Origin of the sequence: Caloramator quimbayensis (genome assembly GCF_900167605.1) — a bacterium.
GTDB classification, from domain to species: Bacteria; Bacillota; Clostridia; order Clostridiales; family Caloramatoraceae; genus Caloramator_B; species Caloramator_B quimbayensis.
In genome coordinates, this window is record NZ_FUYH01000032.1 from 1 (window position 1) to 23,381 (window position 23,381).

Here is a 23,381-nt window from a genome sequence, read left to right on the forward strand (position 1 = left end):
AATAAAACAGGTATAGATAGAATGAGCCTTTATGGTAAATATAAAAGAAATACAATTGCAGCCAAGGCTCTGCTTGTAGTGCTTTTAAGATGTATGTGCAATTTAAAATGTAAAGATATATGTGAAATAATTGGGAATATAACAAGCTCTGGGGTATCGAGGCTTACAAACGTAGGACTTAATCTTGTTAATGAGAATATAGAATATAAAAGTGCTATGAAAGAGTTTTTGTTAATCTATGGCGTATAAATTTAAAATTTTTTAATAGATTAATTTAATAAATATATTGCCAAATGGTAAAAATGAGAAAAATTTTATTAAGTTATTCTTTTTTTGTACAAGCTGTGATAAATTAATAAATATAGATGACAAATATAATGGACTCGTGATTAAACTTATTAAAGGGACAGTTAACAATACAAAATAATTCGGCATTAAAAATGAAAACTAATATCTTAAAAGCAAAATTAATATTATTGGTTATGTATGCGATAATGTCATACTATTGATATAGACGCAGGAGTTTTCTGAGAAGTTAACAAGTGTTAACTGTTTAAGAAAATATTTTAATAAAATTGTAAACAATCATTAACCGTCCCAAAACCAAAAAATGGAGTGGTAAAAATGTCATGCGAATTAGTACATGTTACTCGTGGCCCTTTAGTTGAAAGCATTCACAGAGGGGACATTGCTGTTGTTAATAGTAAAGGAAAGGTTGTTGCTTATGCAGGTGATCCTTTTAAAATAACTTATATAAGATCCTCTGCAAAGCCTATTCAAGCTATAAATGTATTTTTAAGTGGAGCGTATGAAAAATTTAATTTTCATGATGCTGAAATTTCTATAATGTGTGCTTCTCATTATGGTGAAGAGTTCCATATAAAAACAGTTGAAGGTATATTAAGTAAAATTGGAATTAATATAGATAGACTTCTTTGTGGCAGCACATATTCAATAAATAAAAATATTGCAATTACGCAGGCAAAAAATAATGTAAAGCTAACCCCTCTTCATTCTGACTGTTCTGGAAAACATGTGGGAATAATTGCAAGCTGCTTAGCTAAAGGTTTTAAAATAGAGGAATACAATATGCCCTATCACCCTGTACAAAGAGATATATTAGATGTTGTATCAAAAGTATGTGAAATAGAGAAGAATAAAATTATAATTGGGGTAGATGGGTGCAGTGTTCCTGTATTTGGTATGCCAATTTATAACCTATCGATTGCTTTTGCTAAAATTGCAAATCCTAATAATTTAGATAATGATTATAAATTTGCAGCAGATAAAATTTTTAAATCTATGAACAATTATCCTGAAATGGTCGCAGGAACAAATGGTTTCTGCACAGAACTTATAAGATGTACTAAAGGTAAAATTATTGGAAAACTTGGTGCTGAATCTGTTTATGCAGTTGGTATTAAGGGAGCTGATATTGGAATTGCAGTTAAAATAGAAGATGGAAATTATAGTAGAGCTCTTTATCCTGTAGTTGTTGAGGTTTTAGAAAAATTAAATATGTTAGAAGATGATGAAAAAAAAGCTTTAAATAAATTTAAAGTGATAGATAATAAGAATAATGTTGGGCAGGTTGTAGGGCAAATAAAACCGGTATTTGAATTAAAATATTTATAACAACAGGGGTTGAATTTTTTGAATAATAAGATATTAATTATTTTGACTATTATTATTTTTTTAACATCCTGTGCAAAATTAGAAAAAAGAGAAAGTAAAAGTAATCAGATTATAAAAAAAGATGAGGAAAAAATAGAAGTATCTTTAATTGATTATAGTGGGAAAACGGTAAAGGATAGAATTAAGGTTCCTCAAAACTTTGAGAGAATTAATGTTTACAAGGGTTCTTTTGGAGAGTATCTTAGAAATCTCACCTTAAAGCCCCATGGTTCAAAAGTAAGATATTACAACGGGTTTATAAAGCTTAGAGATGACTATATAGCTGTTTTTGATATGGATGTAGGAAATAAAGATTTACAGCAATGTGCAGATGCAGTAATAAGGTTAAGAGCAGAGTACCTCTATAATAAAGGCGAATATGATAAAATACATTTTAACTTTACAAATGGATTCAGAGCCGAATACTCAAAGTGGATGAATGGATATAGGATAAAAGTTGAAGGAAACAAAACCTATTGGAAAAAAGAAACTTCTTATTCTAATGATTATAGCAGTTTTAGAAAGTATCTTAATGTTGTTTTTACTTATGCTGGTACACTTTCACTATCAAAAGAACTGCAAAAAGTAAACATAAAAGATATAACAATAGGAGATGTATTTATAAAAGGAGGCAACCCTGGACATTGTGAAATTGTTCTTGATGTTGCAGAAAATAAAAAGACAGGAGAAAAAATATTTATACTTGCTCAAAGTTATATGCCTGCACAGGATATTCATATTTTAAAAAACGAAGCAAATAATGATAATAATCCATGGTATAGCATTAACTTTGGAGAAAAATTAGTAACGCCTGAGTGGGAATTTACAAAGGATCAACTGATGAGGTTTAAAGATGAATAAGGGACAGTTAACAACTAATCATATAAAAATTTAAAATATTAAACAAACATGTTAAGTATTTATTTTTAAGGAAAGTACTTAACATGTTTTTTGCTTTCATATAACTAAATTAAATAATGACTTTATAATAAAAATAAAAAATAACAAAGAAATAATTTTGCGAAATAAGCATTAACCGTCCCCAACTGCTAATTTTAATTTTTGAAATTTAAAGGATTTTCTGCTTTTTTATAGAATAGTAAAAAGGTGTGTGTAAATATTTATTTTGGAGGTAGAAATATGAATATAGCAGTTGTTGGCGGTGGAATCGGTGGAAGCAAAATAATAAGCCTTTTAAAAAACGTTGAAAATGTTAATGTTAAAATTGTAATTGATAAGAATTTTGATGCAATAGGAATTAAGCTTGCTAAAAGTATGAATATTAATATTTCTCAATCTATTGATGATATTGACCCGGATCAAACTGATATAATTATTGAAGTTACAGGAAATGAAAATGTATCAAAAATTATATACGAAAAATATGGACAAAAATGTAAAATAATTGATGCGGAAGGAGCGCTTCTTATAACAGAAATTGCATCCCATGATGAGATGATATTTAATAAGTTAAATAAGAAAATTGAGGATATTAATAATGCAGCATCTATCATCCAGTTAAATATTAAAAATATAACAAATTCTGTTGAGAAAATAGATGGTGTTTCTGATAGACTAATAAATCTTGCAAATATTTCAAAACAATATATTAAGCAGAGCGATGAAATAATTGAGTATGTAAACAATATAGCTATGCAGACTAAGGTGCTTGGAATAAATGCTACAATAGAGGCGGCACGAGCTGGGGAACATGGAAGAACTTTTGGCGTTGTAGCAAAGGAAATTCAGGATCTTGCAGGTAATAGTGAATCATATGCTAAAAATATAAACAATATTTTAACTAAATTAGCTGAAGAAATTGATAAATTGAATAATGAAGTGTCAACATTAGAAAAGTTATCTCAAAAACAAATTGAAGCAACTGAAGTTGTGAATTCAACTATGAATAATTTAATGGTATAGAATTTAATTTGTTAGTAAAGAGTTAGTATAACAATCTTTTAAAAAGATAAAGAATATACTTTAAATTTGCTACTTGAATAGTGGTATACTACTCAATGTTAATATATAAGTAGTAGCAATTCGATTATGGATTATATTGGAAAACAAATTGTATTATAATACTTTAGATATATTTGTGTCTTTAGAAAACTATAAAATATAATGTTATTCTTATAATACATTGCTGCATAATAGAAATGGAGGCGGTCAAAATGATTAACATAATAAATACTTCAAACAATCCATATTTCAATCTTGCACTTGAGGAGTATTTCTTAAAATATAAAGAAATCGATGATGATTTACTGATTTTATGGCAAAACGAACCTGTAATAGTTATTGGTAAAAACCAAAATGCCTACGAGGAATTAAATCTTGAATATATAAAAAATAATAATATAAAAGTAGTAAGAAGATTATCTGGCGGAGGAGCAGTTTATCATGACTTAGGAAATCTCAATTTTACAATAATTGAAAAGGACTCAGTTTCTCATAGAAATGATTTTAAATTTTTTACTGAGCCTGTTGTAAAATGTTTAAAATATTTAGGTGTTGAAAGTGCAGAGTTTAGTGGAAGAAATGATATATTAATAGAAGGTAAAAAGTTTTCAGGAAATGCTCAGTATTTTTATAAAAATAAGCTGCTTCATCATGGAACCTTATTGTTTTCAAGCGATTTAATGGTTTTATCAAATGCATTAAATGTTAAAAAGGAAAAGTTTGAATCAAAAGGAATAAAGTCAGTTAGAAGCAGGGTAACTAATATAAGCGATTATGTTAATATATCCCTGCTTCAATTCAAAGAACTTTTGATAAGAAAAATTTTTGAAGAAAAAAACGAAGAAGTTAAAAATTATGAATTAACAAAGGATGACTATGAAAAAATAAACGAACTTGTAAAGAAAAAATATGAAACCTTTGAATGGAATTTTGGACAATCACCACATTTTAACTACAAAAAAGAGTTAAAATGTGATGCTGGATTCGTATGTTTAAATATGAATGTGGAAGAAGGAGTAATTAAGAAAGTAAAGATATCTGGAGACTTCTTTGAAAAAGAACCTGTAGAGGGGCTTGAAAAACAATTTGTAGGTATAAAATATGATTTAAAAATAATTGAAAACATAATAGATGGTATTAACGTACAGGAATTTATATTAAAACTTCAAAATGAAGATTTAAAATATCTTTTTTATTAATGATTCGGGGTAGCCATTTTAAACTGTTGTATAATTAAGGGAAAATGGGTTAGTACGAAGTAAGGCTGAATAAAATAATTATTCAGCCTTACTCGATTTTATGTGTTCGTGATTTTTTATATGATTCATACAGTAACAATGCAGCCCTTCACATTCGCTGCAGAATCTAAATTCCATATTTGGGTCGTCCTCAGGGGTTATGCCGCATACGGTGCATTTTCGTGTTAAAGGTATGACTTTAGCCTTTTCTTTAAAATTCTTCTTTTTATTATAAGCGTGATTTCTATGTTTAAAATCAATAAAAATGTCTTTACCAAAGAAAATAAAGTAATTTATCAATGAAGCTATTGCAGCAGCCTTGCTTGAAAGAGGTCCAAATAGTACTCCTACAATTATAAAAATCCAGTTTATATATGTGAGATATTTTATTTTAATAGGCAGTATAAAAAATAATAAAATTTCAAAATCAGGATATAAATAAGCAAAAGCTAAGAATAGAGAAAGATTTAAGTAAATATTGTCAGCATATCCTGTTATTAGTGCGGCTGCTGTTGCTCCTATCATACCTAAAAGATAATATAAATTGAATCTGAAGCTTCCCCATTCATGTTCCAAAGTTGTACCTATCAAGTAATAAAAATATAGTGCAAAAATTATAAAGATAGGGGAAGATGAAGGGGGAATAAAAATATAGGTTATTAGTCTCCATACTTCACCTTTCATTACTGCTGATGGATATAGGGCTATCTTTTCAATAAAAGTCCCTGTTGTGTCTAAAAAATTAGAAATAAGGAATACCAATCCTGTTATTCCTACAATATAAGTCATAAGATTTGGAATAGAATATTTTCTGTATTTTTTCTCAAGCCTATCAATCCAGTTCATATCATAGCCTCCATAAATCAAGATAACATTTTTTTATATATTCATTGTAGTATAACTTTAAGAATAAATCAATTTTACTAAGGAAGCAGATGCAATTATAAATTTAAGTAAACTAAATATAATGTGAGAATGGTTAAAGAGTGAATATTTAAACATATAATTTTGAATTATCAATGTATATGATACGCAGCGTTAGAAATGATTGGATACAGGACGCGGCTTTACCATTGAATACCTCAAGTTGTATCAATGTTGGTAATTAAGATTGATTAAAGGATAATAATTTCAATTTCTATTGGCTCACTTCCCTAATCTAAGTTAATATTATGTTTTCAAATATTTAGCACATTTAAAATATGCAAGAAAAATGTTAAAAAAGAGGTTCATAATTTTTATTTAATAAATAAAAAAGCAGGACAATTGTTAACCGTCCCGCTTAATCTTTAATCTTTATTTTCCCTCAAAAGCGTTAATATACATCTGCTTTATTTCACTTATAAGTGGATATCTTGGGTTAGATACTGTACACTGATCATCAAAGGCCTGTTCTGCCATTTCATCGAGGCTTGCATAGAACTTTTTCTCAGAAACGCCTGCTTCCTTTATAGATTTCGGTATGTTTATTTTTTCCTTAAGCTCATCTATTGCCTTTATTAAAAGTTCAACCTTTTCATCCTCATTCTTTCCTCCAAGCTTTAGATAATCTGCTATCTGTGCATATCTCCATTTAATATTTGGATACTTGTATTGAGGGAAAGCAGTCTGCTTTCTTGGATTATCAACGGCATTAAACCTGATAACCTCATTTATAAGCAGAGCATTTGCAACACCATGTGGTATATGATGCATTGCACCAAGCTTATGAGCCATAGAGTGGCATACTCCAAGGAAAGCATTTGCAAAGGCCATACCAGCTATAGTTGAAGCGTGAGCCATTTTCTCTCTTGCCTTTACGTTTGTTGTACCTTCATCGTATGCTTGTGGTAAATACTTAAATATAAGTCTAATAGCTTCGAGAGCAAGGCCATTTGTGTATTCTGATGCAAGTACTGAAACATAGGCTTCTATTGCATGAGTTAATGCATCAATACCAGATGCTGATGTAAGTCCCTTTGGCATATTCATCATAAGTTCTGTATCTATAATAGCCATGTCTGGAGTTAATTCATAATCTGCAAGAGGGTATTTAATTCCAGTTTTTTCATCAGTAATAACGGCAAAGGGAGTAACCTCAGAACCAGTACCAGCTGATGTTGGTATTGCGACCATCATAGCTTTTTTGCCCATTTCTGGGAACCTGTAAACTCTTTTTCTAATATCCATGAATCTCATAGCAAGATCTTCGAATCTTACCTCAGGATGCTCATACATAACCCACATGATTTTAGCAGCATCCATCGGAGAACCACCGCCGAGGGAAATTATTACGTCAGGATTAAAAGCCTTCATAAGTTCTGCACCTTTTTTAGCACAAGCTAAAGTTGGGTCAGGGGTAACTTCGAAAAATACGCTGAATTCTACTCCTGATTTTTCTAAAACCTCAGTAACTTTATCTGCATATCCAAGTTCAAATAAAACTTTATCGGTTACAATAAATGCCTTTTTCTTATTCATTTCCTTTAACTCTTTAAGGGCTGTTGCTAAGCATCCATATTTAAAATAAATTTTTTCAGGTACTCTAAACCAAAGCATATTCTCTCTCCTTTCGGCAACGTTTTTAATGTTGATTAAATGTTTAACTCCAACGTTTTCCGAAACAGAGTTGCCGCCCCAGGAACCGCATCCTAAAGTTAAGGATGGCTCAAGTTTGAAATTATAGATATCACCTATAGCGCCTTGTGATGAAGGCATATTTATTATTGTTCTTCCAGTTTTCATAACTGAACTGAACTTCTCAACCCTGTCTTTAGACTTTATAGTGTCGGTATAAAGAACAGATGTATGTCCAAATCCCCCAAGCCTTACTAATGTAGAAGCTTTATTTAATGCTTCATCAAAATTCTTTGCTCTGTACATAGCAAGGATAGGTGAAAGCTTTTCATGGGAGAAGGGCTCTGAAAGCTCAACAGATTCAACTTCACCTATTATAATTCGCGCATTATCAGGTATTACAATTCCAGCCATCTGTGCTATTTTTTGAGGACTTTGACCAACTATGTTTGCATTAATTGAACCATTTACAAGTATAATGCTTCTAACCTTATCTATTTCATCCTTCTTTAGTATATAAGCACCTCTATCAACAAATTCTTGCTTTACTTCATCATAAATATCATCAACTACGATAACTGACTGTTCAGATGCACATATAACGCCGTTGTCAAAACTCTTAGAAAGGAGTATAGAGTTAACAGCCATTTTAATATGAGCAGTTTCATCAATTATCGCTGGAGTATTTCCGGCTCCAACACCTATTGCTGGCTTTCCTGAAGAGTAAGCAGCCTTTACCATTCCAGGGCCTCCTGTGGCAAGGGTAAGATCACATTCCCTCATTATTAACTGAGATAATTCAACAGATGGTTCGTCAATCCAGCCTATTATATTTTTTGGAGCTCCAGCTTTAACAGCAGCATCAAGAATAATTTTAGCAGCTTCAATAGTTGATTTTTTAGCTCTTGGATGGGGAGAGAAAATTATACCGTTTCTTGTTTTAAGGGCAATAAGAGCTTTAAAGATTGCAGTAGATGTTGGATTTGTAGTTGGAACAACAGCAGCGATAACGCCGATTGGCTCAGCAACTTTAGTAAGACCAAAGGCCTCATCCTTATCTATTACACCGCAGGTTTTTTCATCCTTATATTTATTGTAGATATATTCAGATGCAAAATGATTCTTAATAACCTTATCTTCAATTATTCCCATTCCTGTCTCTTCGACAGCCATTTTAGCAAGATATATTCTCGCATCGTTTGCAGCCATCGCAGCTTGACGAAAGATTTCATCAACCTGCTCCTGTGAATAGGTTGAAAATTTCCTTTGTGCTTCTCTTACTTCTTCAATCTTTTGTAGAAGTTCTTCCTTGTTAGTAACTAACATTTAAAACACCTCACTTAAGTATTTTTATATGTATGTTAAAAAAATAACATATGTAATCAAAAAAAAAATTAAAAAAGAGGAAAACGGCTTGATAAACAAGCCTAAGAAGAAGGCTTATCAATGGCTTAAAGCATAGTAATAATTTTAATCACCTTGTTTTTGTAAAAAATATTGTTATTAATTTCACAATGATATTTTACAATAATTATTATATAAATGCAATAGTTTATTAAAAATTTTTTATTTAATCTTGTGATGAAACTGTGAATTCGGGAGGGTTAGTGTGAAAATTTTATTGACAATGGAGATATTTAGATTTATCATATGATTAAAAGCGAATATGTTCATATGAAGTGAGGTGATATAATGGAGCTTTTGCCAATTATAAAGGCACTGTCTGATGAAACGAGACTTAGGATTTTAAATTTATTAAAGTTTGGGGATCTTTGCGTGTGTGAGATAGAAGTGCTTCTTGATATAAACCAGTCCAATGCTTCAAGGCATCTAAATAAGCTTACTAATGCAAAGTTAGTTGAATACTATAAGGTTAATAAATATGTTTATTACAAAATAAAAGAAGATATACTAAAGGAACATCCCTTTGTAAAAGAAATAATAGATAGTGAAATAATCAACTTAAAAGTATGTGAGAGTGATTTAACAAAGCTTAAAAAATATAAACAAAGCGGGCTTAGCTGCGATGATTTGAAAGAAGGAAAAATATGCTTAAATTAAGGAGGATATCATGAAACCAAAAGTAGCATTTGTTTGTGTACACAATTCCTGCAGATCACAGATGGCAGAGGCGTTAGGGAAGCTATTTGCATCGGATGTTTTCGAATCCTATTCTGCAGGTACGCAGGTTGTAGAGAGGATTAATCAAGATGCAGTAAGAATTATAAAAAAACTTTATGGAGTAGATATGAATGAAACACAGCATTCAAAGCTTATAACTGATTTACCTGAGGTTGATATTGCAATAAAGATGGGCTGCAATGTTGGGTGTCCCCTTTTACCTGCTGATTATACTGAAGATTGGGGGCTTGAAGATCCTACTGGCAAAAGCGATGAAGAGTTTATAAAAACAGCTAAAACAATCGAGGAAAAAGTAAAGGATTTAGCAAGAAGAATAAAAAATAATGAAATAAATTATAAGGGGGAATAAAAATGTCAGAAAAGAAGGGTTTGGGTTTTTTTGAAAAATATCTTACAATTTGGGTTGCGCTTTGCATAATAGCTGGTATATTAATAGGCCAGTATATTCCAGTGATACCCAAAACGCTCAGCAGGTTTGAATACTATAATGTTTCAATTCCAGTTGCAATACTGATTTGGCTTATGATATATCCTATGATGCTTAAAATTGACTTTTCAAGTATTGTAAATGCTACTAAAAAGCCAAAGGGACTTGTTGTTACCTGCGTTACTAACTGGCTTATAAAACCTTTTACTATGTATTTAATAGCAGCCTTTTTCTTAAAAATAGTTTTTAAATCATTTATTCCGTCAAATCTTGCAACAGAGTATCTGTCTGGAGCAGTACTTTTAGGAGCAGCTCCATGTACAGCTATGGTATTTGTGTGGAGTTATTTAACTAAAGGAGATGCAGCTTATACCCTTGTTCAGGTTGCAGTGAATGATCTTATAATTCTCTTTGCATTTACCCCAATTGTTGCATTCCTTCTTGGAGTTAGCAATGTTAAAGTTCCCTATGGAACACTTTTATTATCAACAATTCTATTTGTTGTAATTCCACTGACAGCAGGATATTTAACAAGAAAAAACGTTATAAAAAACAAGGGTTTAGACTATTTTGAAAATGTATTTCTTAAAAAATTTGATAATATAACTATAATTGGACTTTTGCTAACTTTAGTTATAATCTTTTCCTTCCAAGGAGAGATTATTGTAAATAACCCTGTTCATATTCTTTTAATTGCAGTTCCACTTACAATACAGACATTTTTTATATTTGCAATTGCTTACTTATGGGCAAAGCTGTGGAAACTTCCTCACAATATTGCCGCACCAGCAGCTATGATTGGAGCAAGCAACTTCTTTGAACTTGCAGTAGCTGTTGCAATTTCCCTCTTTGGACTAAAATCCGGTGCTGCATTATCAACGGTGGTTGGAGTTTTAACTGAGGTTCCAATAATGTTAACCCTTGTTTCAATTGCAAATAAAACAAGAGGATGGTTTGATAAAGAGTAAATAGATTTTAAAGCTATGAAAGTCTTTAATACTTTAGAGATTTTCATAGCTTTTTTTATTGAATTTTAGACTATTTAGTATGATAATATTAACAAGAATGGAATAAAAAAGTGGGGGAATAAATATGGATAAATTTACTTATGATTGGGAAAACCCTAAGATTACAGGTATTAATAAAGAGGATGGACATACTATTGCACTTCCCTATGATGATTACGAAAGTATATATGAAGATTTGGAATCACCCTATAAGATAAGCCTTAATGGAATATGGAAGTTTAAATGGATAAAAGATTTAAAAAACGCACTGGATAGTTTTTATAAAGAAGATTATGATACATCATCCTTTAATGATATAGAGGTTCCAAGCCTTTGGCAGCTAAAGGGATATGGAAAACCCTATTATCTTGCTTTTAAATATCCTCCTGGAATAAGCACAAAAGAGAGAGAGATTCCCAAAATAGATTCTAAATGGAATGAGATAGGCTACTATAGAAGAACCTTTAATATACCTATGGAATGGAAGGACAGAGAGATTTTTATACATTTTGGAGCTGTCAAATCCTGTTTTTATCTTTATATAAACGGTGAAAAGGTTGGATTTTCTAAAGGTTCAATGACACCTTCAGAGTTTTATATAACAAAATATGTAAGAATAGGTGAAAATACCTTATCTGTTGAGGTTTACAGATATTGCGACGGCACATACCTTGAGGATCAGGATATGTGGTTTTTCAGTGGCATATACAGGGAGGTTTACATATATTCTGAGCCTAAAGTATTCATAAGAGATTTTTTTGCAAGATGCAATATGGATGAAAGTTATGAGGATGCAGAGCTCTTATTAGATGTTTATATAAAAAATTATTGTAACATGGATAAAAAAATAACCCTTGAGGCAGGACTTTTAGAATACAATTTAAAATCAATACCAGAGATAATAGCATCTTTAAAGGGAGTTGTATCCAATAATAAAGATGTAGTTTTTTCTTTCAAAAATAATATTAAAAACCCTAAAAAGTGGACATCTGAAACTCCAAACCTTTATAGGATTTTTATTATACTTAAAGATGAAGAAGGAAAAATACTTGAAATAAAGTCTTTTCAATTCGGATTTAAAATAGTAGAGATTAAAGATGAAAAAATACTTATAAATGGAAAACCTATTATGCTTAAGGGAGTAAACAGGCATGAATTTGATCCTGATTTTGGATGGGCTGTTCCAAGGGAGAGATATCATCAGGATTTAACCATTATGAAGCAGCACAACATAAATGCAATAAGAACAAGCCATTATCCAAACGATCCTTACTTTTACAAGCTTTGTAACGAATATGGATTTTATGTAATGGATGAGGCTGAGGTTGAAAGTCATGGCGTTAGGCGTAAAAATGTGCCTGGGGATAATCCTCTTTGGACACAGGCTGTTGTTGACAGGATGGAAAGAATGGTATTAAGAGATAGAAATCATCCCTGTATATTTATGTGGTCCCTTGGGAATGAGGCAGGATACGGTTCTAGCTTTAAAGTTATGAAGGAGGCAGCGTTAAAGCTTGATAATACAAGGCCTATTCACTATGAAGGGGATTTTGATATGTCTGTTAGCGATGTGGTATCGAGGATGTATGCAACAACGGATGTTCTTGAAAGGCTTGGAAGGCACGAGGAGATTAAGGTGAACTTTTTTGAAAATATAATGAATAAGCTTGCGGCGGATAACAAACCTCTAAAGCCTAAGCAGTACATAGGAAAACCAGTGCTTTTATGTGAATATGCTCATGCTATGGAAAACAGCCTTGGAAATTTTAAAGAATATATGGATGTTTTTGAAAAATACGATAATATGGCAGGTGGTTTTATCTGGGATTTTGTTGATCAATCTATTAGAAAATACGATAATGATGGGAAAGAGATGTGGCTCTATGGAGGAGATTTTGGTGAGGAGGATACACATAGATATTTTTGTGCTAATGGAATAGTATCAGCGGATAGAACACTTCACCCATCAATTTATGAGGTTAAAAAGGTTTACCAAAATATAAATGTTAAAGATGTAAATATTTTAAAGGGGATTATCGCTGTTGAAAATAAGTACTCCTTTATAGGATTAGAGAATTTTAAAATGTTATGGAAGTTAACAGAGGATGGTCAAGTTATAAAATCGGGAGCTGTTGATGAGCTTGATATTGGTCCTAAAAAAATTAAGGAATTTAAAATAGAATTTATTCCAGAGGAAGTTAAAAAAGGATGCGAATATCATGTTGATTTTTCCTTTGTATTAAAAAAGGATAATATGTGGGCAAAGGAAGGGTATGAAGCTGCCTTTGAGCAGTTTAAACTTCCCTTTGATAATGGGACTAAAGAGAGGAAAAATTGTGCAGATAGGGGAGTTTTAATAGTAAACAATGATAAGGATGCTATAAAGGTAAAAAGCGGCAATTTCAGCATTAAAATAGGGAAAACATCGGGTGGAATTGAATCCTTAGATTATGGGTTTGGTGAGATTATAAAGTCACCACTTATACCTAATTATTACAGAGCTTTAACGGATAATGACATAGGCTATGCAAATTTTGATTCAAGGCTTGAACCTATTCTTGTTGACAAATCATGGCTTAAGGCATCAAAAAAGAGAAAGGTTGAGAAGATTGATATTGAAGAGGTTGAGGATTGTGTAAAAATAACAGTTATGCAAAAGGTAGCAAATACTAAAGAGGATGTAGTAACGGAATACATGATTGATGCACAGGGATTAATTATTGTAAAGCATAGTATAACTCCTAAAAAGGATATGTTAAAGATAGGGATGATGGTGGAAATACACAAGGATTTTGATAATATAACTTGGTTTGGAAGAGGATTTCATGAGACTTATGAGGACAGAAAAAGCGGGGCCAAGGTTGCAATATATTCGGCAAAAGTAAAGGATTTGATATTCAACTACATGAGGCCTCAGGAGAATGGCAACAGAACTGATGTAAGGTGGATTGAAGTTAAAAATTCTAAAGGATTAGGAATAAGGATAGAAGATTTTGAGGGGAAACTTTTAAATTTTAGTGCGTGGCCATATAGTCTTGAGGATTTAGATAGGGCAAAACACATACACGAGCTAAAGGAGCAGGACTTTATAACGCTAAATATTGATTACAGGCAGTGTGGGGTTGGCGGTGACCTTCCCGGAGTTGCAGCACTGCATGATAAGTACAAGCTTCATGGAAATAAAAGTTATGTATACAGCTTTTTAATAAAACCAATAAAGTAAACAAGCTGAGGGACGGTTAATTATTATATTAAATAATAAACATAATATTCTATGCATATTCTTGAGATTTTGCAGATATTGTATAAAATAAGTAACCGTCCCTCTGCTTGTACTTTTTTCTTTTTTTGTAAATTAACTTTTTTACAGTAAAAGGATGTGACTAAAAATAACCTTAACGACGGCATGAAAAAGTTTGTCACTTGTTAATTGTATGGTATTTTTTACTTCCTTTCTCCGGTATCTAACACCGGAGATTGAGAAAACATTTTCACACTAACCGTACCAATTACTCAAAGCTTTAAACTAAGAATTTGTTTTAAATTGTTTAAAAAAATAATGAAAGATAATAATTTTAATGATAATATATAGATGAATATTATAGAATTTTGAAAAAGGAGAAGAAAAATGTTAAGTCCTAATGTGTTTAAGCAAATAGAAGAGGTTAAATATTTAACGGTTGAGAACACATGGAGATATAGGCCTATTATAAGGATTTTATATAAACATCATGAATGTTATAAATACTGGGTATATAAAGAGGAAATATATGAGGAGCTTAAAAAATATAAGGAGTTTAAGGACTATACTTTGGAGAATTTAAGATATGATTTAGATTATCTGGTTGAAAATAAGAATTTAATTACTCTTCAGGATACAAAAAATATAAAAACTATAGAAGAGTTTAAAAACAGGCAGTTTCAATACCAGCTCTCGCAATACACTATTGAGATTGAAAGAATGATAATGCATCTTGAAAACATATCTTTGCAAAATCAGGCATCCCTTGAGGCATCCCTTGTTGAATCCTTTGAAGAAAAACTTGAAAAATTCTTTGATATAAAAGATAAAGATGCTAAAACAGTTTACAATTGGTGGATTAGTATAAGCGATGATTTTAAAAAATTAAATGAGAATTACCAGGATTATATAAAAAGCTTTTATTCTCCAAAGGCTGAGGAGCTTATGCAGACTACTGAATTTTTAATTTATAAGGAAAACTTAATAAAATATCTAAGGGAATTTATAAAGGGAATTCAATCCAACTCCTCAAAAATAGAAAAAAGATTAAAATCTATAAATGAAGATGAGGTTAAATATGTAATACAAAAGGTTTTTGAATATGAAAAGACGATTCCAAGGATGGATTTTGATATAAAAGAAGATGAATATTTAGAAACGAATATTGAAAGATGGAAAAGCGTATTTGACTGGTTTATATCAAATTCAAACAGGATAAGCGATTGTGAAAAGATTCTTGATATTACTAATGAAATAATTATGAAGACCACAAGGTATGCTTCCCAAATATCAGAAAGAAGAAACAGCAGTGCCAACAGGAAGATGGAATATAGAAAGCTTTTAGAGCTTTTTTATTGCTCAAAGGATTTAGATGAAGCAAATATACTCTCTGCTGTTACAATAGGAATATTTAATATGAGGCATATAAGGGGGAATACAATAAGGGAGACAGAGAGTATATATAGCAGCATATATGAGGAAAGTCCCCATGAATATATTCTAAAGCCTAAAAATAGAAAATATAGGGAAAGAATTATTAAAACACCTATGAAGGATAAAAGTGCAATAAAAGAAGAACTTAAAAGAGAAATTGAAGAAAGAATAAAAATGGAAAAAGAAATAATGGAATCTTTAATACATGCTGGGAAGATAGAATTTAAGAGCCTTCCTATTATTACAAGCTTTCAGAGGAATACACTTTTAAGGTGGCTCTCCCGTGCAAACAACAACAAATCTAAAAAGAGCAAGACAGAATATGGAAGAGATTATGAGGCAATACTTTTAGATGATGAAAATATAACCTTAGAGTGTGAGGATGGAACACTTGTTATGCCTAATTTTATATTAAAATTTTATTAAACAGGAGAGATATAATGGATGTGCTAAAGACTCTTCTTGATAACTACATCATAGTTAAGGAAGATAATAAGGATTTATATTACGAAATAAAGGATAATATAAATAATTTCAAAAGTTTTCTTCAAGAAAAGTTAGGATATGATATTATTATTCATCAGGATTTTATAAAATTAGAAAAATTTCCTGGGAAAGTTGAACCTTGGATGGGTATAAAGGAATTTAAAGATAAGCTTGATTACTGCCTTTTTATTCTTCTAATTATGTTTTTAGAGGATAAGAGCATAGAGGATAAATTCGTATTATCCCAGCTAATTGATTATATAAATGCAAATTTTGAATTTGGGAAAATAGACTGGACAGTTTATTCAAATCGAAGAGCACTTGTCAGGGTTTTAAAATTTTCAGAAGGATTAAGGCTTATTAAGGTTTTTGATGGTGAGGATGAGAGCTTTGCAGAAAGTGAGAGTGCTGAAGTTTTATATGAAAATACAGGTATATCAAAATATATTATAAGAAACTTTCCCATAGATATTTCAATGGCAAAATCCTTCAAGGATTTTTTAAGCTTTGCGTGGGATACAATAGATGAGCAAAAGGGTATTACAAGAAGGCACAGGGTATATAGAAATATTATAATGTCCCCTGTTATGTATAATGAAGGCTCACAGGATCAGGACTTTTATTATATAAAAAACTATAAGCCTAACATAGAAAGCGATTTGGAAAAGTATTTAGGATGGAAACTTCATGTTCATAGGGAAGCTGCCCTTGTTGTTTTAGAGGAAAACGAAAGGATGGAGGAAACTTTCCCAAATATTAGTGCAATATCTGATATAGTTTTATGTTTAAATAAGCTTGTATTAGAAAAATTTAAAAATAACAGCCTAACTTTAAGCGATAATTTTAATATTGAAATAGATGAAAAATATTTTTTAGAGCTTTTGGATGAGCTGAAAAGTAAAAAAGGTGAAGGATGGAGTAAAGAGTTTAGAGAATGCAGCCTAAATTATTTATACAGCGAAGTTTTCAGCTTTATGAAGGGCTTTAATATGATAGATAAGCTTAACGATAAAATAATATTAAAACCTGTTGTAGCAAAAATAACGGGGGATTACCCAAAGGATTTTGACGAAGGGGAGAATAAAATTGAAGGATAGATGGATAATAAATAAATTTGGACTTGTAAACTTTTGGTATTATGATGATGAGGAGTTTAATTTAAGCGATGGCAAGCTTTTATTAAGAGGGGCAAATGGCTCTGGTAAATCAGTAACTATGCAAAGTTTTATACCTCTTTTATTAGATGGAAACAAAAGGCCCGAAAGAATTGACCCCTTTGGTACAAATGCAAGGCGTATTGAAAATTATTTATTAATGGATGAGGATGAAAATGAAAGAACAGCCTATCTTTATATGGAGCTTAAAAAGAAGGACAGCGAAAGATATTTAACCCTTGGCATTGGGCTTAAAGCAGTTAAAGGCAAAAGTGTAGATTCATGGTATTTTATTATAACCGATGGACGAAGAATAAAAAAGGATTTATTTTTGTATATAGATAAAGGATACGAAAAAATACCTTTAACTAAAAGGGAACTTATAAACAGGATAGAGGGAAATTTTTTTACAGAATCCCAGATTGAATATAAAAAGAAGGTAAATGAGCATTTATTTGGATATGACGATATGGAAAATTATGATGAGCTTATGGATCTTTTAATTAACATAAGAAGTCCAAAGCTCTCTAAGGATTTTAAGCCCACAACAATTTATGGAATACTTGAAAATTCTCTAAGGCAGCTTAATGAGGATGATTTAAGACCAATGTCTGAGGCTATGGAGAATATGGACAATATAAAGCTTAGGATTGAGCAGCTTGAGCAGTGTCAAAAGGCACTTAATCTTTTAGAAAATCCCTTTAGGAATTATAACAACTACATTCTTTTTGAAAAGGCAAAGAAATATTTTGATAAATACAATGAAACTTTAAGACTTGATAGGGAAAAGAATGATTTATATAGCAGTAAAGCATTAGAAGAGTCAAAAATGGAAGAATACCAAAAAGAACTTATAATGCTTAAAGATGAACTCTATGTTGCAGAAAAGAAAATAGAAGAGTTTTTAAAGAGCGATATAAAGGATATAAGGGAAAAATTAGAAACTGTAAACAGAGAGCTTAATGATTCAAGTTTAGAAAAGGAAAATAAAATTAATGAACTGGATCTTAAAAAGGATTCTTTAAGGAAAAAGGAGCAAAAAAAGAAAGAAATAGAGGATGAAATAGAAGAAATTAAGGAAGATATAAAGCTTATATTAGATGAAATGGAATCTTTTGCAAAAGAGTCCAGCTTTTTAAACCATGAAATATTTAAGGATGATTTTAATATTACCTTTGCAAAGGAAGCAATATTAAGGCACAGGGATAAAATAAGAAAAGCTAAGGATATTTTAGGTACATATGAATTTAAAAAGAATGAGTTTGAAGAAATACTGCAAAAAAAGGACAGGGAAGAGAAGGATTTAGAATATGCAAAGTCAAAACTTAATGAAGCAGAGGAATATCTTACAACTGTAAAGGAAGAACATATAGAAAATATTGTTAAATGGAACAGGGGAAACAAAGAGATAATATTAGAGGATGAAAACCTTCACAGCCTATCAAAGTCTATAATGCAGATAAAAGGCTACAGCGATTTGATTAATATAAAAAGCGCTGCTGTTGATAAATATAATCAAAATAAAGGAATAATCAGTGCAAACATTGAAAGCAGCAATGTAAAAATTAATGAATATAAAGATAAAATAAAAGAAATAGAAAATAAAATAATTGAGCTTAAAAACATAAAAGACATAGAATTTGAAAGGGATGAGGAGGTAATAAAAAACAGAGAAAGACTAAAAAATTTAAGCATACCCTTTGTCCCACTTTATAAGGCTATAGATTTTAAAGAAAAAATAAGCGATGAAATAAGGAAAAATATTGAATGTGCTCTATTGGATATGGGGCTTCTTGATGCCCTTATTATTCCTAAAAAATATAAAAAGGATGTTTTATCCCTTGATAATTTAGGCTGTGATAAATATTTATTCCCAGAGCCAATACTTTTATCCCATAACCTTAGTGAATATTTAAAGGTAGATACTTCGGATTTAGAAAATATAAGCTTTGAGGATGTGGACTATGCAATACAGAGCATACTTCTTGATAATAATTCTATAACTTATATTGATGAAAAGGGAAACTATGGTATAGGAATATTAAAGGGAAAAACCAAGGAAAACTATATTCTAAGATATATTGGACAATCCTCAAGGAAAAAATATAGAGAAAGTTTAATTGAGGAGCTTAAAAACAAAATATTAGAAATAGAGCTTGATATAAAAAAAGAAAATGAAAAAATTTCACATTATAAAGAAAGAATAAAAATTATTGAAGAGGAGTTTAAAAACTTTCCAAGCTTTGAGGATATAGAAAAGGCAATAGATATAATAAATGAAAGCTATAATGATCTTTTAGCAAAGGAAAAGGAATTAAATGTTACAATAAAAAAATTTGAAGAAACAGATGCTCAGATAAGGGAATTTAAAAAGCAGGTATATAACCTAACAGAAGGACTTGAGATAGAAAAAAGCTATAAAGCATACAGCAGTGCACAGGATGCTGCGGAGGATTATATAAGCAGCCTTACAAAGTTTGAAACCTTTATAAATAAAAATATAAACAAAAAGGAATTGTTAAGAAATATAGAAGAAAGCATTGAAGAGTTAAGTTGTGATATAGATATAATAATTGGAGATATAAATAAGAAAAATGAGTTTATAAAGATAAGGGAAAACTTAAAGAAGGTTTATGAAGATTATCTTGAAAAACACGGATACGAATCAATTAAAGACGAAATTGAAAAAAGCTATAGAATAAAAGAGAAGCATCCTGAGAAGATTAGAAATCTATCTGATGAAAAAATAAGGACAGAAGATAAGATTGTAAATTTAAAGGATAAGATATCAGAAAAGGAAAAAGAATACGAAAAGCAGTATAATCTATTAAAAGTTTTAGAAGAAATATTTTTAGAGGAAGTAAATTTAGGTTATGTAGAAGGGATTAATAAAGAAAAAAAACCCTGTGTATTATGTAAAGATATTATAAACAACCTTCAGGGGGATACTAAAAAGTCAAAGGAAGATTATGATAATGCCCTTTATGAGAGCTATACTAAGAATATAGGCATATTAAGGGATTATCAGCCAAAGGTTGTAACAATACTTAAAAGGGAAAATGCTGATGATGAATATAAGGAGTTATATGAGTTTGCACAGAGAAAGGATATAAGGTTTAGGGTTGACGGCAAGGAGACGGACTTTAACTTTTTAAAGGAAAGATTAAACGGAGATTTAGAAGTAAACAAGCTTCTTTTATCCGATAAGGAAAAGGAGTTTTTCCAGGATATACTATTAAAAACTGTTTCAAAGAAGGTAAGTGCTAAAATTCATCACTCAAGAAACTGGGTTAACAAGATGAATGAGATTATGCAGTCAATGAATACTTCAAGTACCTTTAAACTTACTTTAAAATGGGTTCCTAAAAGGGCAGAAAATGAGATGCAGCTTGATACTAAAAAGATAATAGATATATTGGAAAAGGAAGTTGCAGATGAAAGAGATATTGAAAATCTCTCTAAGCATTTTTCCTCAAGGGTAAAGGAAATAATAAGAAACAGCGAAGATTTAGGGGAAAGTAAAAATTATCATACTGTTATAAAGGAAATTTTGGACTATAGAAAGTGGTATGAGTTTAAACTTTATAGCAGCAAAGAGGGGGAAAAGGAGAAGGAGCTTACTAACAATGCCTTTTATCAGCTAAGCGGAGGGGAAAAGGCAATGGCTATGTATATACCTTTATTTACTGCAATCTATTCAAGATATGACATGGCAAAGATGGATTGCCCAAGGATTGTAGCCCTTGATGAGGCCTTTGCAGGAGTTGATGAAGAAAATATAAGGGACATGTTTAGAATATTAAAAGAGATGGAGCTTGATTATATTTTAAATTCTCAGGTTCTATGGGGAACTTATGATACTGTTGAAAACCTTGCTATTGCTAACATAGAAAGACCTGACAATTCAGATAATGTGTTGGTTATAAGGTATCTTTGGAATGGAAGGCAGTTACAATATGAAGCATAGGTGATTATTATGAGTTTAGAAAAAGAAATGGCACAGTTTTTAAAATCAAACAAAAAAAGATATCATAGATTTTTAGAAGCTTCAATGGAAAAATATAAATCTTTAGGGAGTATTGGAGGAAGCATATATTTAGATAAACTTAACGATGGGGAGAGAAGCCTTTTATGCAAAATTGACAGCAAATATATATCCTTAGATGAAGCAAAAATAACCGTTAAAAAGTTTTTATCAGTATTTAAAAATACGAAATATGCTGATGCTGATATTATTGAGGTTTTAAAAATATATTTTAACGAAGAATTAAAACCAAATAGAGAAATAAAAGAAGAAAAGCAAAGAGAAAAAGAGGAATTTTTCAATTTGTTATTAGATGAATTTAAAGGTACTAAAGCTTTTGATTGGCTAAGCTACTCCCTTTTTAATAAAACCTATGGATATAATATTTTAATAAAGCAGTATGAAAAGAATAAAGAGGATTTTAGAATCATGCTTGAAAATGTTTTAAAGGCAGTAAACTATCTAAATTACGATAAGAGCCCTAAAAGGCTTGCAATTTTTGCATCCTTTATAAGCAAAGACCCCCATTATTTTGATGAAGGAAAGGCAGCATTTACGCTTTTACTTTCAGCATTATCCTTTTTATCAAATATCATTGTTCCTGAAAACTCAGAAGAAAAAAGTGGCCTTTTATATAGCTTTGGTATTTTAAAGGATGAAATTTCAAACTTTACAGTATGTGCAAGCATTAAAGCTTTTACAATGGATGGGGAGCATATTGGAATAAAGGGATTTTGTGATATGGTTGAGCCTTTGCAGCTTAATCTTTGGAATTTATCAAATATAAAAGATATAATTTGCAAAGATAATATTTTATATGTATTTGAAAACCCAAGCGTTTTTAGTGAGGTTTTAGAAAGAACGAAAAGCATAAAGCCGAGCCTTCTTTGTACAAGCGGTCAGTTAAAGCTTGCCTCTTTAATATTTTTAGATAAGGCATCAGAAAACGTTGATAAAATATATTACTCAGGGGATATAGATCCAGAAGGAATATATATAGCATACAAACTAAAGCAAAGATATAAGGATAAATTAATTTACTGGAGATATGATAACAAGTCTTATAAAAAAATGAAATCAAAAATAAAGTTTGATGATAGAAGAAAAAAACAGATAGAGGGAATTGAAGATAAGGAATTAAAAAATTTGATTGATGAAGTTTTAAAAGAAGGCTGCTGCGGCTATCAGGAGCTTATAATAGATAAATATGTAGAGGATATTTTTGGTGATAGGGTATTTTAGGTGTCAGATACCAAAAATTGAGTAAACAATTGGACAACCATAAGGACGGTTAGTGTGAAAATGTTTCATTCCCATATTTGGATATATATGACAATATACAGTGTTAGATACCGGAGAAAGGAGGTATACCGCAAAAAAAAGTGCCACCCAGTTGACAAGTGACAAACTTTTACATTCCGTCGTTGTGGCTATTTTTTAATCATGCCCTGTTAGGGTGAAGAATTCCGTTTGCAAAAAAGGAAAAAAGTACAAGCTAAGAAACGGTTACTTATTTCATACACAATACCTTCAAAATTATAGGGACATGCATAAAATATTATTACTATTTAAACAGTAAGCAACTGCCCTTTATGCTCAGTCCCCCCTATACCCACTTATGCCAATTAGTAAGTAACCGTCCCTCCTGTATCCTTTATAATAATTAACCGTTATTCCTGTCACCTTTAATAAACCACAAATTTTTTCATGACGTCGTTATGGCTATTTTTAGTCATGACCTGTTAATTATTATTTTACAATTTATTTAGTATATTTTACGGAGGTTGATATTATGCCCCTTGAAATTATACGTGATGATATAACAAAGGTTAAGGCTGATGCAATTGTAAATGCAGCGAATCCATCCCTTCTTGGGGGAGGAGGAGTGGATGGAGCAATACATAAAGCCGCAGGTGTATAACCCAAAAAAACTCGTGTCACGAATAAAAAAGTCGTATCAAAAATAAAAAAGTTGTGTTAAGAATCATGGTGAAAATAGGGTGGAAAACCTTATTAAGTTTACAGGATTAAGGGGT

At 30.8% G+C, this 23,381-nt stretch carries 14 protein-coding genes and 2 pseudogenes; 14 read left to right on the forward strand and 2 right to left on the reverse strand.

Annotated elements, in window-relative coordinates; translation table 11 throughout:
- The 5 genes and pseudogenes from B5D15_RS15535 to lplA form a co-directional block, all read left to right on the forward strand.
- Positions 1-249, forward strand: a pseudogene (locus B5D15_RS15535) (transposase); the annotation flags it as partial.
- A 375-nt stretch (positions 250-624) separates the two neighbouring features.
- The gene (locus tag B5D15_RS13375) at positions 625-1,635 is read left to right on the forward strand and encodes an asparaginase (protein ID WP_078697614.1); all 1,011 of its coding nucleotides are present in this window, start codon (positions 625-627) and stop codon (positions 1,633-1,635) included.
- Positions 1,636-1,653: 18 nt separating this feature from the next.
- Positions 1,654-2,535, forward strand: a complete 882-nt coding sequence (locus B5D15_RS13380; protein ID WP_207651473.1) for a DUF4846 domain-containing protein — start codon at positions 1,654-1,656, stop codon at positions 2,533-2,535.
- A gap of 279 nt (positions 2,536-2,814) precedes the next feature.
- Positions 2,815-3,597: a methyl-accepting chemotaxis protein gene (locus B5D15_RS15805; protein WP_078697616.1), complete on the forward strand. Its 783-nt coding sequence runs from the start codon at positions 2,815-2,817 to the stop codon at positions 3,595-3,597.
- A gap of 251 nt (positions 3,598-3,848) precedes the next feature.
- The gene (gene lplA, locus B5D15_RS13390; RefSeq protein WP_078697617.1) at positions 3,849-4,835 is read left to right on the forward strand and encodes a lipoate--protein ligase; all 987 of its coding nucleotides are present in this window, start codon (positions 3,849-3,851) and stop codon (positions 4,833-4,835) included.
- Between the two features lie 78 nt (positions 4,836-4,913).
- On the opposite strand, the gene B5D15_RS13395 is transcribed toward lplA, so the two are convergent.
- Both B5D15_RS13395 and adhE read right to left on the reverse strand, forming a co-directional pair.
- Entirely contained in the window at positions 4,914-5,720 is an 807-nt protein-coding gene (locus B5D15_RS13395; protein WP_078697618.1) for a rhomboid family intramembrane serine protease, read from the reverse strand.
- A 450-nt stretch (positions 5,721-6,170) separates the two neighbouring features.
- Complete coding sequence (gene adhE, locus B5D15_RS13400) at positions 6,171-8,756, reverse strand: bifunctional acetaldehyde-CoA/alcohol dehydrogenase (protein ID WP_078697619.1); 2,586 nt, start codon at positions 8,754-8,756, stop codon at positions 6,171-6,173.
- A 366-nt stretch (positions 8,757-9,122) separates the two neighbouring features.
- On the opposite strand from adhE, the gene B5D15_RS13405 reads away from it, so the two are divergent.
- From B5D15_RS13405 to B5D15_RS13445, 9 genes and pseudogenes are all read left to right on the forward strand, one after another.
- Positions 9,123-9,491, forward strand: coding sequence for an ArsR/SmtB family transcription factor (locus B5D15_RS13405; protein ID WP_078697620.1), 369 nt, complete (start codon positions 9,123-9,125; stop codon positions 9,489-9,491).
- A 10-nt stretch (positions 9,492-9,501) separates the two neighbouring features.
- Entirely contained in the window at positions 9,502-9,921 is a 420-nt protein-coding gene (locus B5D15_RS13410; protein ID WP_078697621.1) for an arsenate reductase/protein-tyrosine-phosphatase family protein, read from the forward strand.
- A gap of 2 nt (positions 9,922-9,923) precedes the next feature.
- Positions 9,924-10,967: an ACR3 family arsenite efflux transporter gene (arsB, locus tag B5D15_RS13415; protein WP_078697622.1), complete on the forward strand. Its 1,044-nt coding sequence runs from the start codon at positions 9,924-9,926 to the stop codon at positions 10,965-10,967.
- A gap of 124 nt (positions 10,968-11,091) precedes the next feature.
- Complete coding sequence (gene lacZ / locus B5D15_RS13420) at positions 11,092-14,229, forward strand: beta-galactosidase, LacZ type (RefSeq protein WP_078697623.1); 3,138 nt, start codon at positions 11,092-11,094, stop codon at positions 14,227-14,229.
- A 405-nt stretch (positions 14,230-14,634) separates the two neighbouring features.
- Positions 14,635-16,107 (forward strand): TIGR02677 family protein, encoded by a 1,473-nt coding sequence (locus B5D15_RS13425; RefSeq protein WP_078697624.1) that lies wholly within the window; start codon positions 14,635-14,637, stop codon positions 16,105-16,107.
- A gap of 14 nt (positions 16,108-16,121) precedes the next feature.
- A complete protein-coding gene (locus tag B5D15_RS13430; protein ID WP_078697625.1) occupies positions 16,122-17,264 on the forward strand; it encodes a TIGR02678 family protein in 1,143 nt (380 codons plus the stop codon).
- The gene (locus B5D15_RS13435; protein WP_179122318.1) at positions 17,254-21,288 is read left to right on the forward strand and encodes a TIGR02680 family protein; all 4,035 of its coding nucleotides are present in this window, start codon (positions 17,254-17,256) and stop codon (positions 21,286-21,288) included. Before B5D15_RS13430 ends, B5D15_RS13435 begins: the two co-directional genes overlap by 11 nt.
- A gap of 9 nt (positions 21,289-21,297) precedes the next feature.
- Complete coding sequence (locus tag B5D15_RS13440) at positions 21,298-22,587, forward strand: TIGR02679 domain-containing protein (protein ID WP_078697627.1); 1,290 nt, start codon at positions 21,298-21,300, stop codon at positions 22,585-22,587.
- Positions 22,588-23,137: 550 nt separating this feature from the next.
- A pseudogene (locus B5D15_RS13445) lies at positions 23,138-23,260 on the forward strand (macro domain-containing protein); the annotation flags it as partial.
- Positions 23,261-23,381 lie beyond the last annotated feature (121 nt).

Bases quoted from the DNA above. Each gene is read 5' to 3' on its own strand.
- B5D15_RS13410 (WP_078697621.1), top strand. From the start codon at position 9,502: ATGAAACCAAAAGTAGCATTTGTTTGTGTACACAATTCCTGCAGATCA.
- B5D15_RS15805 (WP_078697616.1), top strand. From the start codon at position 2,815: ATGAATATAGCAGTTGTTGGCGGTGGAATCGGTGGAAGCAAAATAATA.
- B5D15_RS13440 (WP_078697627.1), top strand. From the start codon at position 21,298: ATGAGTTTAGAAAAAGAAATGGCACAGTTTTTAAAATCAAACAAAAAA.
- B5D15_RS13375 (WP_078697614.1), top strand. From the start codon at position 625: ATGTCATGCGAATTAGTACATGTTACTCGTGGCCCTTTAGTTGAAAGC.
- B5D15_RS13430 (WP_078697625.1), top strand. From the start codon at position 16,122: ATGGATGTGCTAAAGACTCTTCTTGATAACTACATCATAGTTAAGGAA.
- adhE (WP_078697619.1), bottom strand. From the start codon at position 8,756: ATGTTAGTTACTAACAAGGAAGAACTTCTACAAAAGATTGAAGAAGTA.
- arsB (WP_078697622.1), top strand. From the start codon at position 9,924: ATGTCAGAAAAGAAGGGTTTGGGTTTTTTTGAAAAATATCTTACAATT.
- lacZ (WP_078697623.1), top strand. From the start codon at position 11,092: ATGGATAAATTTACTTATGATTGGGAAAACCCTAAGATTACAGGTATT.
- B5D15_RS13405 (WP_078697620.1), top strand. From the start codon at position 9,123: ATGGAGCTTTTGCCAATTATAAAGGCACTGTCTGATGAAACGAGACTT.
- B5D15_RS13425 (WP_078697624.1), top strand. From the start codon at position 14,635: ATGTTAAGTCCTAATGTGTTTAAGCAAATAGAAGAGGTTAAATATTTA.
- lplA (WP_078697617.1), top strand. From the start codon at position 3,849: ATGATTAACATAATAAATACTTCAAACAATCCATATTTCAATCTTGCA.
- B5D15_RS13395 (WP_078697618.1), bottom strand. From the start codon at position 5,720: ATGAACTGGATTGATAGGCTTGAGAAAAAATACAGAAAATATTCTATT.